Consider the following 15,453-nt stretch of genomic DNA (forward strand, 5'->3'; position numbering starts at 1 on the left):
TGTTCGTTTAATCTATGTAAGCACTTTAATAAGAGTTATTTTAGTCTAAAAATGGTATAATGAGAGAACGACAGAAAGGATGTATTTATGGAACATAAAGAGAAACATTTTAGCCTATCTTGGTTTTTCAAGTGGTTTTTAGATAATAAAGCTATCACTGTATTTTTAGTAACCTTGTTACTGGGGCTTAATATTTTTATTCTAAGTAAGATTAGTTTTATCTTTTTACCAGTTTTGGATTTTTTAGGGGTTGTGATGTTGCCAGTTATTTTATCTGGTTTACTTTATTACCTCCTCAATCCGATTGTTGACTGGATGGAGAAACACAAGATCAATCGCGTTCTTGCTATCAGTATAGTTTTTGTCATTATTGGACTTTTTATCATTTGGGGTCTGGCAGTCGCTATTCCAAATCTGCAACGCCAAGTCTTAAATTTTGCAAAGAATGTACCGACATATCTTAAGGATGCTGATATGGTTATCAATGACCTTGTAACCAAGCACTTGCCAGATGATTTTAGACCTCAGTTGGAGCAGGTTCTTGCAAATGTTTCTACAGAAGCAACGATATGGGCCAGCAAAATTTCTTCTCAAGCCGTCAACTGGGTCAGCGCCTTTATCAGTAGTGTTTCTCAGGTGATTGTAGCGGTCATTATCGTACCCTTTATGCTCTTCTATCTCTTGCGCGATGGAAAAGGCTTGCGAGATTATTTGACTAAGTTTATTCCAACGAAGTTAAAAGAACCTGCGGGTGAAGTCCTATCGGATGTCAATAAACAGTTGTCAAACTATGTTAGAGGACAGGTTACAGTTGCTATTATTGTAGCCATCATGTTTATTATTTTCTTTAAGATTATTGGTCTCAGATATGCTGTGACTCTTGGTATTACGGCTGGTATCCTCAATCTAGTACCTTACCTGGGTAGTTTCCTTGCCATGCTTCCAGCTTTAGTTCTTGGCTTGATTGCAGGACCAGTCATGCTTTTAAAAGTCGTCATTGTCTTTATTGTTGAACAAACGATTGAAGGTCGCTTCGTTTCTCCACTTATTTTAGGTAGTCAACTGAACATCCATCCGATCAATGTTCTCTTTGTTCTCCTAACTTCAGGATCTATGTTTGGTATTTGGGGAGTCTTGCTGGGAATCCCTGTCTATGCCTCTGCCAAGGTCGTTATCTCAGCTATCTTTAACTGGTACAAAAAAGTCAGCGGTTTGTATGAAGAAGAAGGGGAGGAAATCAAGAGTGAACAATAGTCAACGCATGCTTCAGGCTTTGGATGAACAGGATTTAAGCAAAGCGGATCAGTTTTTTCACAAAGCCCTCGAAACAGATTCAAGTGAAGTTCTCTATGAACTAGCAAGCTATCTAGAGGGAATTGGATTTTATCCTCAAGCAAAAGAAATTTACCAAAATATCATTACAGAATTTCCAGAAGTGAATCTGAACTTAGCCAGCATTGCTAGCGAGGATGGCAATGCTGAGGAAGCCTTTGCTTACCTTGAGGAAATCACACCTGAAAGTGACTGGTATGTATCGGCTTTGGCCTTGAAGGCCGACCTCTATCAGTTGGAAGGATTGACAGATGTAGCACGTGAAAAGTTACTGGAAGCCTTAAACTACTCAGATGAACCGTTATTAGTTTTTGGTTTGGCTGAGTTGGATAGTGAGTTAGGAAATTATCAGGAAGCTATTCAGAGCTATGCTCAATTAGACAATCGCTCCATCTATGAGCAAACGGGTGTCTCAACCTACCAACGAATTGGCTACGCTTATGCCCAGTTAGGCAAGTTTGAAGCTGCTACAGAATTCTTAGAAAAAGCTTTAGAACTAGAATACGATGACCAAACTGCCTTTGAACTGGCTAGTCTTTACTTTGACCAAGAAGAGTATCAAAAATCAACTCTCTACTTTAAGCAGATTGATACCATTTCACCAGATTTTGAAGGATATGAGTATGGTTATAGTCAAGCTTTGCACAAGGAACATCAGGTGGAAGAGGCCCTTCGTATCGCTAAACAAGGTTTGGAGAAAAATCCATTTGAGACTCGTCTCTTGCTATCTGCTTCTCAGTTTTCGTATGAATTACATGATCCTAGTGGTGCTGAGCAGTTTCTCCTTACTGCCAAAGAAGACGCAGAGGATACAGAAGAAATATTCCTTCGCCTTGCAACCATTTATATGGAACAAGAGCGGTTTGAGGATATCATCGCTCTTCAAAGTCAAGAACCTGAAAACCTCCTGACCAAGTGGATGATTGCACGCTCTTACCAGAAAATCGAGGATTTAGATAAGGCCTATGAGCTCTATCAAGAACTGTCATCTGACCTCAAGGACAATCCAGAGTTTCTGGAGCAGTATACTTATCTCTTGCGTGAATTGGGATATTTTGAAGAAGCCAAAGTGCAAGCCGAAGCCTATTTAAAACTCGTTCCAGATGATGTTCAAATGCAGGAACTCATAGAAACACTTTAAAAGTTATCTCTCTAAAAGAGCGTATCCGTCAATTTGGCAGATACGTTTTTTGAAAGAAATAGAATTTTTTTACAATAAACCTTGCTAAATTGTTTATTTATGCTATAATAGGAACAATTATTTTTAGGAGGTGCAGTATGTCTTATTTGTTTGAGATATTACCGAGTTTATTGAGCGGTGCAAGCATGACTTTACAGGTTTTTGTACTGGTCTTGATTTTGTCTATTCCCTTGGGCGTTTTGATTGCCTTTGCCTTGCAAGTCCATTGGAAACTCCTCCATTATCTGATCAACATTTATATCTGGATCATGCGAGGAACACCCTTGCTCTTGCAATTGATCTTTATCTATTATGTGCTCCCAAATATTGGGATTCGTTTGGATCGCCTTCCTGCGGCTATTATTGCCTTTGTTTTGAATTATGCGGCTTACTTTGCTGAAATCTTCCGTGGGGGGATTGATACTATTCCTAAGGGGCAATATGAGGCTGCTAAGGTCTTGAAGTTTAGCCCTATTGCCACAGTGCGCTATATTATCTTACCACAGGTGACCAAAATTGTTCTTCCTAGTGTATTTAATGAAGTCATGAGTTTGGTCAAGGATACTTCTCTGGTCTATGCTTTAGGGATTTCAGATTTGATTTTGGCTAGTCGGACAGCAGCCAACCGTGATGCTAGTCTGATTCCTATGTTCTTGGCAGGAGCAATTTACTTGATTTTGATTGGTATTGTGACTATCCTTGCCAAAAAAGTTGAGAAGAAGTACAGTTACTATAGATAGGAGGTTACCATGTTAGAATTACGAAACATCAACAAGGCCTTTGGTGGCAAACAAATCTTAACTAATTTCAGCCTATCAATTCCTGAAAAGCAAATCCTGGCAATCGTAGGTCCATCAGGAGGCGGAAAAACAACCTTATTACGTATGTTAGCTGGATTGGAAACTATCGATTCGGGAGAAATCTACTATAACGGCGAATCGCTAGCTTTAGACGAACTAGAAAAGCGCAACCTACTAGGATTTGTCTTCCAAGATTTTCAACTTTTCCCTCATTTATCAGTTCTGGACAATTTGACCCTATCGCCTGTGAAAACTATGGGAATGAAGCAGGAAGAGGCTGAGAAGAAGGCGCGTGGACTCTTGGAACAGTTAGGACTAGCAGGGCACGCAGATGCTTATCCATTTTCATTATCAGGTGGGCAAAAGCAGCGGGTGGCTTTGGCGCGTGCTATGATGATTGACCCAGAAATCATTGGTTACGATGAACCAACTTCTGCCTTGGATCCAGAATTACGCTTGGAAGTGGAAAAACTGATTTTGCAAAATAGGGAACTTGGGATGACGCAAATTGTGGTTACCCACGATTTACAATTCGCTGAAAATGTTGCAGATGTATTATTAAAAGTAGAGCCTAAATAGGAGGAAAAATGATGAAAAAATTGATGCTTGTATTAGTTAGTCTAATGACTGCTTTGTTCTTAGCAGCTTGTGGGAAAAATTCTAGTGAAACTAGTGGAGATAATTGGTCTAAGTACGAGTCTAACAAGTCTATTACCATTGGATTTGATAGTACTTTTGTTCCAATGGGATTTGCTCAGAAAGATGGTTCCTATGCAGGATTTGATATTGATTTAGCTACAGCTGTTTTTGAAAAATACGGAATTACGGTAAATTGGCAACCGATTGATTGGGATTTGAAAGAAGCTGAATTGACAAAAGGAACGATTGATCTGATTTGGAATGGCTATTCCGCTACAGACGAACGTCGTGAAAAGGTAGCATTCAGTAACTCATATATGAAGAATGAGCAGGTATTGGTTACTAAGAAATCGTCAGGTATCACAACTGCAAAAGATATGACTGGAAAGATTTTGGGAGCTCAAGCTGGTTCATCTGGTTATGCGGACTTTGAAGGAAAGCCAGCGATTTTGAAGGATATTGTCGCTAATAATGAAGCGAATCAATACCAAACCTTTAATGAAGCCTTGATTGATTTGAAAAACGATCGAATTGACGGCCTATTGATTGATCGTGTCTATGCAAACTATTATTTAGAAGCAGAAGGCGTTTTAAACGATTATAATGTCTTTACAGTTGGACTAGAAACAGAAGCTTTTGCAGTTGGAGCACGTAAGGAAGATACAACTCTGGTTAATAAGATAAATGAAGGATTTTCTAGTCTTTACAAGGATGGTAAGTTCCAAGAAATTAGTCAAAAATGGTTTGGGGAAGATGTAGCCACCAGTCAGGTGAAAAATCAAGAATAAGAAAAAGAGATTGAGTGTACCTCAGTCTCTTTTTGTATCAAAAAATCCTCTGGCAATCACCAGAGGACATTAGTTTATTTCATTGTTGGGAAGAGCAATACGTCACGGATAGTGGTTGTATCAGTGAGGAGCATGCAGAGACGGTCGATACCGATACCCAAACCACCTGTTGGAGGCATACCGTATTCAAGAGCCTCAATGTAGTCATAGTCGATACCTGTTGCTTCATCGTCCCCAAGTTCTTTAGCTTTAGCTTGAGCTTCAAAACGGCTAAGTTGATCGATTGGGTCGTTCAACTCGGTAAAGGCATTACCATATTCCTTGGTCATAATGAAGAGCTCGAAACGGTCAGTAAAGCGTTCGTCTTCAGGATTTTTCTTAGCGAGCGGTGAAACAGCTACTGGATGACCATAGACAAAGGTTGGTTGGATCAAGGTTTCTTCAACGTACTCTTCAAAGAAAGCGTTGATGATGTGACCAACTTCAGTGTAGTGTTTTTCAACTGGAACTTTCTTCTCAGCAGCGATAGCTTTTGCTTCTTCGAAAGTCATATCTTGCCAGAAATCAACACCAGTAATTTCCTTGATAGCATCCACCATATGAACACGTTTAAACGGTTCATTGATATTAATTTCAGTTCCTTGATAGTTTACTGGGCCATCACCTTTGACTGATTTAGCAGCATGTTGGATAATACCCTCAGTCAAGTCCATGATATCTTGGAAGTCAGCATAAGCTTGATAAACTTCGATAGAAGTGAACTCAGGGTTATGAGTGGCGTCCATTCCTTCGTTACGGAAGATACGGCCAATCTCATAAACGCGCTCCATACCACCAACGATAAGACGTTTCAAGTGAAGCTCAGTTGCGATACGAAGTACCATGTCAATGTTTTGGGCATTGTGGTGAGTGATAAATGGACGAGCCGCAGCACCACCGGCTTCGTTGTGAAGGACAGGTGTTTCCACTTCAAGGAAACCTTTTTGGTCTAGATAACGACGGATTTCAGAGATGATTTTTGAACGAGTGACAAAACGCTCAAAGCTTTCACGGTTAGAAATCAAGTCAAGGTAACGTTTACGGTAAATTGTTTCAACATCAGTCAAACCGTGGAATTTCTCGGGAAGCGGGCGAAGTGCTTTAGACAAGTGTGTAATGTGAGTTGCCTTGATAGAAAGTTCTCCCATATCGGTACGCATGACTTCACCTTCGACACCAAGGAAGTCACCGAGGTCAGCCTTTTTGAAAATTTCGTAGTTTTCTTCACCGACTTCGTCTTTACGAACGTAGATCTGGATTTGACCTTCTCGGTCTTGAAGATGGGCAAAGCCGACTTTCCCTTTACCACGTTTAGTTACTAAACGTCCAGCGATAGTAGCAGTTTCGTTTAATTCATGTAATTGTTCTTTATCGAGTTCTGCAAATTTCTCTTTAAGCTCTTGTGAGTTAGCAGTACGTTCAAAACGTTTTCCGAAGGGATCGATTCCCTGCTCACGGAGCGCAGCCATTTTTTCACGGCGAACGATCTGCTGGTCATTTAGTTCTTCCATATGTTCTGTTGACATGGGATCCTCCTAGTTTTACTCAAAATTTGATACGATGAGTCATTTTTTACGATACTCCCATTTTATCATAAATAGCAGAGAAATTCACGGATATTCTTTGAAAACTAAAAAGAACTTGACCATTGGGATCAAGTTCCATTATTTTTCTTGATAGGAAGTGTCATTCCATCTTTCCAGAGTGAAGGTTTCAAAATCCTTAGTCTCCAAAATTGTAAGACTGGCATTGGCCAAGCCTCCATCTTTGCGGAGGTGAGCCTCTTTATAGCCTAAGAGAGTACGAAGGCTAGCAGTGAGATTTGCCCCATGACCAACGATTAGAATGTTTTCAGCCAGACTTCCTTTCAGAGATTTGATAAATTGAATGGTGCGTTTGGTAGTACTGTAAAGGGATTCCGCTTCAAACATCCTTGTATCAAACTGAGCTAGATTGGAGCGAAAGGCCTTGATTTGTTGTGGATAGATGGCATTGAGCGTTGCGATTTTTAAACCTTCAAGTTTTCCAAGTTGCCATTCGCGCAGGTCAGGAATACTTTCTAAAGGACAGGGTGTCTGGAGTTGACTTTGGATAATTTCAGCAGATTTGACCGCTCTGGGTAAATCACTTGAATATATCTTATCAAAAGGTATTTCCTTGAGATACTGGCCAAGTTGCTTTAGGATATCAATAGACTCTGGAAGAAGGGGTGAGTCGCCACTAGCACCTTGAAAGCGACCTTCAAGATTCCAGAGGGTACGGCCATGACGGACAAAATAGAGTTTCATCACTTGTTTTCCTCCAAAATATCTGCAAAATCTGCTTTCACAAAGCTAGCCAAGTCTTGCGGAGCAATGATAATACTATGCCCGACTTCCCCAGCAGAGACGATCATCTTGTCCAAATCTAAAGCTGTTTTATCAATAAAAATAGGATAATTGTGTTTTTGGCGAATGCCGACGGGGTTATTTGCCCCATGAATATAGCCTGTCGTTTTTTCTAAGTCTTTCTGTGGAATCATGCTCACTTTTTTATTTCCAGAAACCTTTGCTAATTTTTTCTCAGCGAGGTGTTCTGTTATGGGGACGATTCCGATGATTGGGCCTGTCTTGTCTCCCAGCAGAGCCAAGGTTTTAAAGATATGTGTTCGGTCGTATTCAGGAGGAAGTTCTCCTTTAAGTGCATTGATTTGAATACCGATATGGTCGATACCCGCCTTGGTTAAGATTTGTTCGACCAAGGTTTTTTTATTCTTGACTTTCTTTGCCATTATTTATACTTATCCTCCAACTGACTCATCCAGATACCAAGCCAGATACCAAGCGCAAAGAAGAAGGCAATGAGAACATAGCTCACAATGGAAAGCCCAGTGTATTGGATACTTTCAGCATTTCCAGCATTTGGAATCAAAATTAAGAGAGTGCTCGACAGAACAATTCCAATAATAAAGTGATAAACACGGGAGTGGTAGTTGTTCAAGGCATGATCCATCAATTTTGAAAAGATAATGAGGGTTGCTCCTGCACCAATGCCGATAGGAAGAAAGGTGCCAAATAAATCAAAGGTTTTAAAACCAATCAGCATAGGAGCGTACAGTCCCAAAATCAAGAGGAGATTTGACGGACTTAAACCAGGAACCAAGACACCCAGAGCTAAGAGAGCACCCGCTAAGATGAAGTTTTCAAAACTTGCGCTGAGTGATCCTACGACAAAATTGAGAGCGTAAAGACCCAACCCAGAAATGATAAAGGTAGCCCAGAACCAGACTAGGTCAATCTTATCACGATCAGACTCCCGAGTAGATTCTTTAAGGAGGCTAGGAATTGTGCCAATGATAGCTCCTGCAAAGCTCCATAGAACATAGACTTGGTAATTTTCTAGCAAATATTCGACTGGATAAGAAAACAAACCAATACCTAGCAACATCCCGATAGCTACTGGGATAAAGTAAAGGACATTTGATTTAAAATCCTTAAAAGGATGAGCTAGAAAGCCGATCATTCGCTCGTAGATACCTAATATTGCAGCCAGAACTCCTCCAGAAATACCTGGCAAGATAAATCCTAAGGCGATGACTATTCCTTTAATAACTCGTGCAATCCATGAAAACATAATAAAATCCTCAATTTCATAAAATTCTTTCTCTATGCTATCAATTATAACACAGACGGGGAGAAAATGAAAAAACAAGTGAAAAAGTTTGTTATTTTCACTTGTCTTATGGTCTTAAAAATAGTTTTCTGAAGGTTTCTTCCTTCTCTTTAGCAGTGGAAATCAAATTGATGTCCAAATGATGTTCAAATCCAGCAATTCTTCCTTTAGAAGTGTACTGGTGGAGATCGTAGTCCAGATCAGTATTTGGCTTCGTTTCAAAATAACCAGAGTCCGTTCCATAGGAAGGGATCCAAATAGCAGTGAACTTTTCTGTATTGATACTATGCTCTTGCATGAAGTAAACCCCAATGTAGATGCCAATGTTTTTAGCGCCGAGAGCTGCCAGTTTGGCGCGAAAGGCCTCAACACCTTCATTCATATCAGACATTGTTTTTTCTTCAACATCTAACCAGTAGTAGCTAGGATTGTAGGGAGAAGCAGCATTATAGAAAACTTCAGCAGCTTTCTCTATATCTTCTTTACTTTTTCCAGCTACATAGGCATAAACCCCCACAGGGACATTCCGTTTTTGGAATTCTGATATGTGATTTTTATAAGCTTTATCGACACCATTGATAAAGGCAGCATCATTTGCTTCAGCATGCTGAGCCCCATTGTGCACGCGAACGATAACACCAGAAATGTTTTGAGATAAGGTGTCGTAGTTAATCTCCTCAGGTCTTTGCCAACCAGAGACGTCGATAATGGGTTTGTCAAGATTATGCAAGGCTTGTGTTTCAACTTGAAGAGCATTTGGTTTTGTTTTGATAGGATGATCCTCAAAACTTGGTCTATTGAGGAGTAAAATCGCTATGAAAATTCCAAATAAACTCAAAATAATAGCTGGATGAATTTTTTTTCTCATACTTATTTAGTTTATCGTAAAAATTTAAAAAAATCAAAGGAAACCACTTAGAAATGTAGACAAGTAGGGGAGATTTTCAGGAAAGCACCTGTTTGTTTGTTCTTTAAAAGTAAAATTATGGTATAATATAAGGGAATTTTTACAGAAAAGAGAATAGTATGTCAAATTATGCCATTATTTTAGCAGCGGGTAAGGGTACTCGCATGAAATCAGATCTTCCTAAGGTACTTCATAAAGTAGCAGGAATTTCGATGTTGGAACACGTTTTTCGTAGTGTTGGTGCTATTCAACCTGAAAAAACAGTTACCGTAGTGGGACACAAGGCCGAGTTAGTTGAGCAAGTCTTGGCTGGACAGACAGACTTTGTTACCCAGTCAGAACAGTTAGGAACAGGTCATGCTGTCATGATGGCAGAGCCAATCCTCCAGAATTGCTCTGGTCACACCTTGGTTATCGCTGGGGATACACCTCTGATTACAGGTGAAAGCTTGAAAAATCTCTTGGATTTCCATATCAATCACAAAAATGTAGCGACTATTTTAACGGCTGAAGCGGCAGATCCTTTTGGGTATGGTCGTATCGTTCGTAACGATAATGCTGAAGTCCTTCGTATTGTTGAGCAGAAAGATGCCACTGATTTTGAAAAACAAATCAAGGAAATCAATACTGGTACTTATGTTTTCGATAATGAACGTCTTTTTGAAGCTCTTAAAAATATAAACACCAACAATGCTCAAGGTGAGTATTATATTACAGATGTAATTGGTATTTTCCGTAATGCGGGTGAGAAGGTTGGTGCCTATACTCTGAAAGACTTTGATGAAAGTCTTGGAGTAAATGATCGTGTGGCTCTTGCGACTGCGGAAGCAGTGATGCGTCGCCGTATCAATCAAAAACATATGGTCAATGGCGTCAGCTTTATCAATCCAGAAGCAACTTACATCGATATTGATGTTGAGATTGCTCCTGAAGTCCAAATCGAAGCTAACGTTACCTTGAAAGGTCAAACGAAGATTGGTGCGGAGACTATTTTAACAAATGGAACTTATATCGTGGATAGCACCATTGGGGCTGGAGCTGTGATTACGAATTCCATGATTGAGGAGAGTAGTGTTGCGGACGGTGTGACAGTCGGTCCCTATGCCCACATTCGTCCAGGTTCAAGCCTAGCTTCTCAGGTTCATATTGGTAACTTCGTAGAAGTCAAAGGGTCGTCCATCGGTGAGAATACCAAGGCTGGTCATTTGACCTATATCGGAAACTGTGAAGTAGGTAGCCATGTTAACTTCGGTGCTGGTACCATTACAGTAAACTATGATGGGAAAAACAAATACAAGACTGTGATTGGTAACAATGTCTTTGTTGGCTCCAACTCAACCATTATTGCTCCAGTTGAATTAGGTGACAATTCTCTCGTTGGAGCTGGTTCAACCATTACCAAGAATGTTCCTGCAGATGCCATTGCTATCGGTCGTGGACGACAAGTTAACAAAGATGAGTACGCAACACGCTTACCTCATCATCCTAAGAACCAGTAGGAGTTTGTCATGGAATTTGAAGAAAAAACGATTAGTCGGAAGGAAATCTATCAAGGTCCTATTTTCAAACTAGTACAAGATCAGGTGGAACTACCAGAAGGGAAGGGAACTGCCCAACGTGACTTGATTTTTCACAATGGAGCTGTTTGTGTACTAGCAGTGACAGCTGAGGATAAAATCGTCCTCGTTAAGCAATATCGAAAGGCTATCGAGGCTGTTTCTTATGAGATTCCTGCTGGTAAACTAGAACTTGGTGAAAATGCTGATCCAATGGCAGCGGCACTTCGTGAATTGGAAGAAGAAGTTGCCTACATGGCTAAGTTAGAACTGTTGTACGATTTCTATTCTGCGATTGGATTTTGTAACGAAAAACTAAAACTCTACCTCGCTAGTGATTTGGTCAAGGTGGAAAATCCTCGCCCACAAGATGATGATGAAACCTTGGAAGTCTTAGAAGTAAGTCTAGAGGAAGCCAAGAACCTGATCCAGTCAGGTTATATCTGTGATGCCAAGACCATTATGGCGATTCAGTACTGGGAACTACAAAAGAAATAGAGGAGAAACCAATGGGAAAACCTTTATTAACAGACGAAATGATTGAACGTGCCAATCGTGGTGAGAAAATCTCAGGACCACCTCTTCAAGATGATGAGGAAACAAAGATCCTACCAACGTCTTCACAACAATTTGGTTATTCACGTTCTAGAGATCATGGTTTTAGTCAAGATACACTTACAATAGAAGTAGAGCCAACGATTCATAAGAGTCGTCGCATTGAGAACACTAAGAGAAATGTCTTCAACTCAAAACTCAACCGAGTCTTGTTTGTGGTGATTTTACTTTTGATTTTGCTAGTTTTGGCAATGAAACTCTTGTAATTGAAAGGAAATGAAATGAAAATTGGAATCATTGCTGCCATGCCAGAAGAGCTGATACATTTGACTCAGAATTTGGACAAACCACAAGAAGTCCAAGTCATGGGAAATACCTACTACATTGGCACTATTGGCAAGACAAAAGTTGCCCTAGTTCAGAGTGGGATTGGAAAGGTCATGTCGGCTATGAGTGTAGCGGTGTTAGCTGACCATTTCCAAGTAGAAGCCATCATCAATACAGGATCTGCAGGTGCTCTTGCAGAAGGGATTGCTGTCGGTGATGTCGTGATTGCGGATAAACTAGTCTATCATGATGTGGACGTGACTGCTTTTGGTTATGCTTATGGTCAGATGGCTGGTCAACCCCTCTACTTCGAATCTGATAAGAACTTTATCACTAGGATTCAAGAAAGTTTATCTCAAGTAGAACAGACCTGGCATCTAGGCTTGATTGCTACAGGGGACAGTTTTATAGCTGGAGATGATAAGATTGCTAGTATCAAGTCCCACTTTCCAGATGTTTTAGCAGTGGAGATGGAAGGAGCAGCCATTGCTCAGGCAGCTCAGGATCTTGACCTACCTTTCCTAGTCATTCGCGCTATGAGTGACAATGCCAATCACGAAGCCTCTATCTCATTTGATGAGTTTATCATTGAAGCCGGACGTCGTTCTGCCCAAGTTTTACTAGCCTTTTTAAAGGCCTTGAATTAAGCCAAAATTTGACAGTTTTTCTTGCTTATGATAAGATTTAAATAAAGAAAAGCTAGAAAACGTTTCAGAGGATATTATGAGTATTGAAATGACCGTCAGCGAGATTGCAGAGGTCTTAGGACTATCTCGTCAAGCAATCAACAATCGTGTCAAAGAACTTCCCGAAGAAGACACGAAAAAAAATGACAAAGGTGTAACAGTAGTTACTCGAAGTGGCTTAATCAAGCTAGAAGAAATCTATAAAAAAACGATTTTTGAAGATGAACCAGTCAGTGATGATGTCAAACAACGCGAACTGATGGAAATCTTGGTTGATGAGAAAAATGCTGAAATTCTTCGATTGTATGAGCAACTCAAGGCCAAAGACCAGCAGTTAGCAGAAAAAGATGAGCAGATGCGCATCAAAGATCGCCAGATTGCTGAAAAGGACAAACAATTGGACCAACAGCAACAATTAACTCTTCAAGCTATGAAGGATCAAGAAAGCTTGAAACTCGAGTTGGACCAAGCAAAAGAAGAAGTCCAAGCAACCAAAAAAGGCTTTTTTGCTCGCCTATTTGGAGGAAAATAAAGAAGCTGTTTGGGTTATTCACTAACCTAATAGCTTCTTTTCTTATTTATAGTTTAAATTGAGTCGGAATTGAGGTAAAAGATGGAAAAATTAAGAGACTATATCGCCTTTGACTTAGAATTCAATCAACACGAAGGGGTTACCCATTTAATTCAGGTATCAGCAGTTCGTTTTCAAGATGGTCATGAAATAGATGCCTTTGATTCTTATGTCCATACCAGCGTGCCTTTAAAGAGTTTTATCAATGGTTTGACAGGAATTACAGCTGAAACCTTGAAAGATGCGCCAAAAGTAGAGCAAGTTTTAAAATACTTTCAGGGATTTGTTGGCAACTTACCAATCGTTGGTTACAATGCAGCCAAGAGTGATTTGCCTATTCTCATGGAGCATGGCTTGGACTATCGTGATCAGTATAAGGTCGACCTATATGATGAGGCTTTTGAACGTCGTAGTTCCGACCTACACGGCATAGCTAACCTCAAACTACAAACTGTGGCGAATTTTTTAGGCTTTAAAGGTCAATCGCATAATAGTTTAGAAGATGCCCGTATGACAGCGCGTGTTTATGAAGCCTTTCTGGAGTCTGACGAAGGAAAACTATTATTAGAAGAACAGAGTAATCTATCCATGAATCCCTTTGGCGGGCTAGACTTATCTCAATTTCTAGACTAGGAGTGCTTATGAAACCTGAAAAACCTAAAAAACTAGGTTTTAGGAAAATTTACCTCAACCTAGATAAAGTTCTCTTCCTCTTTTTCTTAATTTTCATGATGGTGGAATATCTGTGGCTACCTCTCAATTCTTGGCTTGCTGGTCTTTTACTCAGCCAAACAGGCTATTTGTTTATTTCTTACAATAATATTTTTGCCATTATCACGAGTTCTCCTTTAATCAGTCTGGCCTTTCTCGTCTTGATTGTAATCAATCTTTTGGTGGCCTATTTCCAGATTTGCCTCCTCTTTATTGGAGCGCGCCACCTTCTCTACCACGAAAAGAGAACCTTGATTGAGTACAGTCGCAAAGTTTTCCAGCAAAGTTTTCTGTTCATGAAACGCTTGAACTTCTGTAAGATGGCCTTTGTTTTCTTCTACGTAGCCATGCTCTTTCCTTTTATCAGGAAAATTTTAAAAATTTATTACTTAAATAAAATCGTCATTCCAGACTTTATCGTGACTTATCTGGAAGACAAGTACTGGCTAGTAGGCTTGATGATTTTTGCATCTGCTTGGATTTTGCTCTATGTGTCTGTCCGACTCATGTTTGCCCTTCCGAAGATTCTCTTTGAAAAGAGGACTGTGAGAGAGGGAGTAAAATTTAGTCTGCAAAAGACAAAAAAACAAGTTCTCTTTTATGCTTGGAACTTGCTACTCATTATTATTAAAACCTATCTCTTTTTCTTTCTCCTCTTGACTCCCTTGCTATTGGGACAGATTGTAATTGACAATTTAACACAGAAAGAATCACTGATTCTTGGAGTTATCAACTTTGTCCTGATAAAGAACATCCACTATATGGCGTTGACCTATTTCCTTGTTAAGTTTGTCTCCTTTTTGACAGGTGAGGAACTGGAGATTATGCCAAGAAGAAAAAAAGACCATTTGATGAGATGGGGAGTGATGGGCTGCGCTAGTATCTTTTTTGCGCTGGAAGGTTATATCTATCTGGAAGCTCCTGTGACAAATACTCCTTTAGTCATTTCACATAGGGGCGTTTCAAATAAAAATGGTGTACAAAACACTGTACAGTCTTTGGAAAAAACAGCGCAACTGAAACCAGATTTAATTGAAATGGATGTGCAGGAGACCAAAGATGGTCAGTTTGTGATGATGCATGACGCCAATCTTAAGAACTTAGCAGGTATCAATGCCAGACCTCAAGACTTGACTTTGGAGGAGTTGACAGGGTTAGATATTTCTGAAAATGGCTATCGAACCAAAATATCTAGTTTTGATGACTATCTCAATCGCGCGAATGAACTTCATCAAAGATTGTTGATTGAAATTAAAACCAGTAAAAAAGATAGTCCACAAATGATGGAACGTTTTTTAGAGAAGTATGGCTCTATTATCAAGCAGTATGGTCATCAGATGCAATCACTAGACTATCATGTGATTGACCAAGTTTTGAAATATGATTCGACTATTCCAGCTTATTTCATCTTGCCTTATAATAGTATTTTCCCAAAAACCAAGGCAACGGGCTATACTATGGAGTATTCAACATTGGATGAATACTTTGTCACTAAACTTTGGTATACGGAACAAAAGCTTTATGTTTGGACCATCAATAGCTCTGACGCACTTGATAAATCGTTGCAGTTGTCAGTGGATGGGATGATTACAGATGACATGGAGATGCTACAGGAGACTTTAGCAGCAGCTCAGGAAGATCCAGAATACACCGATCTCCTTTTGAAAAAAGCTACGGAATTCTTTGATTTCTAACAGAGAAAAAAAGGAGA

General features: G+C 39.8%; 17 protein-coding genes. 12 read left to right on the plus strand and 5 right to left on the minus strand.

Annotated elements, in window-relative coordinates; genetic code table 11:
- Positions 1-87 precede the first annotated feature (87 nt).
- The 5 genes from D8862_RS00710 (at position 88) to D8862_RS00730 (ending at position 4,739) form a co-directional block, all read left to right on the plus strand.
- Complete coding sequence (locus tag D8862_RS00710; RefSeq protein WP_125448312.1) at positions 88-1,254, plus strand: AI-2E family transporter; 1,167 nt, start codon at positions 88-90, stop codon at positions 1,252-1,254.
- Entirely contained in the window at positions 1,244-2,473 is a 1,230-nt protein-coding gene (locus D8862_RS00715; RefSeq protein ID WP_185760817.1) for a tetratricopeptide repeat protein, read from the plus strand. Before D8862_RS00710 ends, D8862_RS00715 begins: the two co-directional genes overlap by 11 nt.
- A gap of 137 nt (positions 2,474-2,610) precedes the next feature.
- Positions 2,611-3,252 (plus strand): amino acid ABC transporter permease, encoded by a 642-nt coding sequence (locus D8862_RS00720; RefSeq protein WP_084946131.1) that lies wholly within the window; start codon positions 2,611-2,613, stop codon positions 3,250-3,252.
- Positions 3,253-3,261: 9 nt separating this feature from the next.
- The gene (locus D8862_RS00725) at positions 3,262-3,891 is read left to right on the plus strand and encodes an amino acid ABC transporter ATP-binding protein (protein ID WP_084946130.1); all 630 of its coding nucleotides are present in this window, start codon (positions 3,262-3,264) and stop codon (positions 3,889-3,891) included.
- A gap of 11 nt (positions 3,892-3,902) precedes the next feature.
- Positions 3,903-4,739, plus strand: coding sequence for an amino acid ABC transporter substrate-binding protein (locus D8862_RS00730; RefSeq protein WP_125448313.1), 837 nt, complete (start codon positions 3,903-3,905; stop codon positions 4,737-4,739).
- A 74-nt stretch (positions 4,740-4,813) separates the two neighbouring features.
- Here the strand turns inward: D8862_RS00730 and lysS are convergent, their stop codons facing one another.
- The 5 genes from lysS to D8862_RS00755 form a co-directional block, all read right to left on the minus strand.
- The gene (lysS, locus tag D8862_RS00735; RefSeq protein WP_125448314.1) at positions 4,814-6,304 is read right to left on the minus strand and encodes a lysine--tRNA ligase; all 1,491 of its coding nucleotides are present in this window, start codon (positions 6,302-6,304) and stop codon (positions 4,814-4,816) included.
- A gap of 138 nt (positions 6,305-6,442) precedes the next feature.
- A complete protein-coding gene (locus D8862_RS00740; protein WP_125448705.1) occupies positions 6,443-7,066 on the minus strand; it encodes a histidine phosphatase family protein in 624 nt (207 codons plus the stop codon).
- Entirely contained in the window at positions 7,066-7,548 is a 483-nt protein-coding gene (locus D8862_RS00745; RefSeq protein WP_125448315.1) for an aminoacyl-tRNA deacylase, read from the minus strand. The genes D8862_RS00740 and D8862_RS00745 overlap by 1 nt, the downstream gene beginning before the upstream one ends.
- On the minus strand, positions 7,548-8,390 hold the full coding sequence (locus tag D8862_RS00750; protein ID WP_125448316.1) for a DUF368 domain-containing protein: 843 nt from the start codon (positions 8,388-8,390) through the stop codon (positions 7,548-7,550). Before D8862_RS00750 ends, D8862_RS00745 begins: the two co-directional genes overlap by 1 nt.
- A gap of 106 nt (positions 8,391-8,496) precedes the next feature.
- Positions 8,497-9,297, minus strand: coding sequence for a glycoside hydrolase family 25 protein (locus tag D8862_RS00755; protein ID WP_125448317.1), 801 nt, complete (start codon positions 9,295-9,297; stop codon positions 8,497-8,499).
- Between the two features lie 158 nt (positions 9,298-9,455).
- Here D8862_RS00755 and glmU point away from each other — a divergent pair, with 158 nt between their 5' ends.
- The 7 genes from glmU to D8862_RS00790 all read left to right on the plus strand — a co-directional run bounded on the left by glmU (position 9,456) and on the right by D8862_RS00790 (position 15,436).
- Positions 9,456-10,835: a bifunctional UDP-N-acetylglucosamine diphosphorylase/glucosamine-1-phosphate N-acetyltransferase GlmU gene (gene glmU / locus D8862_RS00760; protein ID WP_125448318.1), complete on the plus strand. Its 1,380-nt coding sequence runs from the start codon at positions 9,456-9,458 to the stop codon at positions 10,833-10,835.
- Between the two features lie 9 nt (positions 10,836-10,844).
- Positions 10,845-11,390: an NUDIX hydrolase gene (locus tag D8862_RS00765; RefSeq protein ID WP_125448319.1), complete on the plus strand. Its 546-nt coding sequence runs from the start codon at positions 10,845-10,847 to the stop codon at positions 11,388-11,390.
- 11 nt (positions 11,391-11,401) lie between these two features.
- A complete protein-coding gene (gene macP / locus D8862_RS00770; protein WP_125448320.1) occupies positions 11,402-11,713 on the plus strand; it encodes a cell wall synthase accessory phosphoprotein MacP in 312 nt (103 codons plus the stop codon).
- 15 nt (positions 11,714-11,728) lie between these two features.
- Positions 11,729-12,421 (plus strand): 5'-methylthioadenosine/adenosylhomocysteine nucleosidase, encoded by a 693-nt coding sequence (locus D8862_RS00775; protein WP_125448321.1) that lies wholly within the window; start codon positions 11,729-11,731, stop codon positions 12,419-12,421.
- A gap of 76 nt (positions 12,422-12,497) precedes the next feature.
- Positions 12,498-12,992, plus strand: coding sequence for a chromosome segregation protein RocS (gene rocS / locus D8862_RS00780; RefSeq protein ID WP_000021247.1), 495 nt, complete (start codon positions 12,498-12,500; stop codon positions 12,990-12,992).
- Between the two features lie 81 nt (positions 12,993-13,073).
- A complete protein-coding gene (locus tag D8862_RS00785; RefSeq protein ID WP_125448322.1) occupies positions 13,074-13,664 on the plus strand; it encodes a 3'-5' exonuclease in 591 nt (196 codons plus the stop codon).
- A gap of 8 nt (positions 13,665-13,672) precedes the next feature.
- Positions 13,673-15,436: a glycerophosphoryl diester phosphodiesterase membrane domain-containing protein gene (locus D8862_RS00790; protein WP_125448323.1), complete on the plus strand. Its 1,764-nt coding sequence runs from the start codon at positions 13,673-13,675 to the stop codon at positions 15,434-15,436.
- Positions 15,437-15,453: the final 17 nt, after the last annotated feature.

The sequence above is a fragment of the Streptococcus oralis genome (assembly GCF_003942585.1).
In the GTDB taxonomy this organism is placed as follows: Bacteria; Bacillota; Bacilli; order Lactobacillales; family Streptococcaceae; genus Streptococcus; species Streptococcus oralis_BE.

Bases quoted from the DNA above. Each gene is read 5' to 3' on its own strand.
- D8862_RS00790 (WP_125448323.1), top strand. From the start codon at position 13,673: ATGAAACCTGAAAAACCTAAAAAACTAGGTTTTAGGAAAATTTACCTC.
- rocS (WP_000021247.1), top strand. From the start codon at position 12,498: ATGAGTATTGAAATGACCGTCAGCGAGATTGCAGAGGTCTTAGGACTA.
- D8862_RS00740 (WP_125448705.1), bottom strand. From the start codon at position 7,066: ATGAAACTCTATTTTGTCCGTCATGGCCGTACCCTCTGGAATCTTGAA.
- D8862_RS00725 (WP_084946130.1), top strand. From the start codon at position 3,262: ATGTTAGAATTACGAAACATCAACAAGGCCTTTGGTGGCAAACAAATC.
- D8862_RS00755 (WP_125448317.1), bottom strand. From the start codon at position 9,297: ATGAGAAAAAAAATTCATCCAGCTATTATTTTGAGTTTATTTGGAATT.
- D8862_RS00730 (WP_125448313.1), top strand. From the start codon at position 3,903: ATGAAAAAATTGATGCTTGTATTAGTTAGTCTAATGACTGCTTTGTTC.
- D8862_RS00765 (WP_125448319.1), top strand. From the start codon at position 10,845: ATGGAATTTGAAGAAAAAACGATTAGTCGGAAGGAAATCTATCAAGGT.
- D8862_RS00710 (WP_125448312.1), top strand. From the start codon at position 88: ATGGAACATAAAGAGAAACATTTTAGCCTATCTTGGTTTTTCAAGTGG.
- D8862_RS00775 (WP_125448321.1), top strand. From the start codon at position 11,729: ATGAAAATTGGAATCATTGCTGCCATGCCAGAAGAGCTGATACATTTG.
- D8862_RS00750 (WP_125448316.1), bottom strand. From the start codon at position 8,390: ATGTTTTCATGGATTGCACGAGTTATTAAAGGAATAGTCATCGCCTTA.
- D8862_RS00720 (WP_084946131.1), top strand. From the start codon at position 2,611: ATGTCTTATTTGTTTGAGATATTACCGAGTTTATTGAGCGGTGCAAGC.
- lysS (WP_125448314.1), bottom strand. From the start codon at position 6,304: ATGTCAACAGAACATATGGAAGAACTAAATGACCAGCAGATCGTTCGC.
- macP (WP_125448320.1), top strand. From the start codon at position 11,402: ATGGGAAAACCTTTATTAACAGACGAAATGATTGAACGTGCCAATCGT.
- D8862_RS00785 (WP_125448322.1), top strand. From the start codon at position 13,074: ATGGAAAAATTAAGAGACTATATCGCCTTTGACTTAGAATTCAATCAA.
- D8862_RS00745 (WP_125448315.1), bottom strand. From the start codon at position 7,548: ATGGCAAAGAAAGTCAAGAATAAAAAAACCTTGGTCGAACAAATCTTA.
- glmU (WP_125448318.1), top strand. From the start codon at position 9,456: ATGTCAAATTATGCCATTATTTTAGCAGCGGGTAAGGGTACTCGCATG.